The organism is Flavobacterium sp. AJR (assembly GCF_002156885.1).
Classification (GTDB): Bacteria; Bacteroidota; Bacteroidia; order Flavobacteriales; family Flavobacteriaceae; genus Flavobacterium.
Map to the genome: position 1 here is coordinate 1 of NZ_NCWQ01000197.1, position 1,035 is coordinate 1,035.

Here is a 1,035-nt window from a genome sequence, read left to right on the forward strand (position 1 = left end):
AGGAGAGATCATAAAATCTAGTTTCAGCTTATTAGGAATAGAAGTTCCTGAAAGAATGTAAAATAAAAAAGAGCCGTTAGTATCAAAACTAACGGCTCTTTTTATAACTAACTAAAAATATTTATTTTACAAATTTGTTGATGATTGCATCCGTTTCTGCTTTTGTAGCAGTAGGTTTTAAATCAAACAAAAGAGAGTAAAGTGCTTTTCTATCTACTTTGGCTTCTAAGTTTAAGTCCTGATGTCTGTCAAAAAGAGTTTGCCATTTATCACGAACATTTTTCCAAAGTGCGTTGTTTTCCTTCCACCATTTTTGACCAGCGATACATTTAATGTCTGCAACTTTAGTGTACACATCCATTCCTTTTTCTTGTGCTAACAAAACATCTTTTCCGCTATCATCGCGAACTAATTTGTCATTGTCTTGCTCATGATTCCATCCTGTAGCAGTAATTTCATGAATGTTTCTTCTTTTTAAAACATTATAATCATTACGTATTGTATGTTCTCTACGAGGTAGTGGAGCATCTGTAACATTTGCCCAGTAATCTTGCCCATCTACATGTACCCATGTTGAGGATCCTTCATATCTTGGACTATCATCTACCTGATATACTTTTTGACTCCATTGACCTTTTACGTCTTTTTTGTCTAACTTTTTATATTTCCAAGAAGTTCCTTTATCAAATAAATACAAGTCAGTGTTCTCATACAACCAATCTTGTCTCCAGTGTTTAATAATCATATCGTCACTTACTATCAATAAGTGTTGCATTACAATTTTGTTAGGGGTGTCTTCTAATAATTCTACCCATTCTAAAGCAGATTCATGTTTAGTTGGTGAAGGCTTGTAATTAATTGAATCTTTAGAATATTTAAATGTTTCAGTAAAATTAAATTTCACTTCATAACAACCACACATCGATTTTATCGATTTAATATCTTGTTGCTTTTTAGATTCCTGGCTAAATCCAAAATTTACAGATAACACCATAACGGCTGATAAACAGAGGCTTTTTGTAATCATAACTTGTT

General features: G+C 32.2%; 1 protein-coding gene. It reads right to left on the minus strand.

Annotated elements, in window-relative coordinates; all coding sequences use genetic code 11:
- Positions 1-121 precede the first annotated feature (121 nt).
- Entirely contained in the window at positions 122-1,027 is a 906-nt protein-coding gene (locus B8T70_RS23515; RefSeq protein WP_039111623.1) for a DUF6607 family protein, read from the minus strand.
- Positions 1,028-1,035: the final 8 nt, after the last annotated feature.

Coding starts and splice junctions, on each gene's coding strand:
- B8T70_RS23515 (WP_039111623.1), bottom strand. CDS start 1,027: ATGATTACAAAAAGCCTCTGTTTATCAGCCGTTATGGTGTTATCTGTA.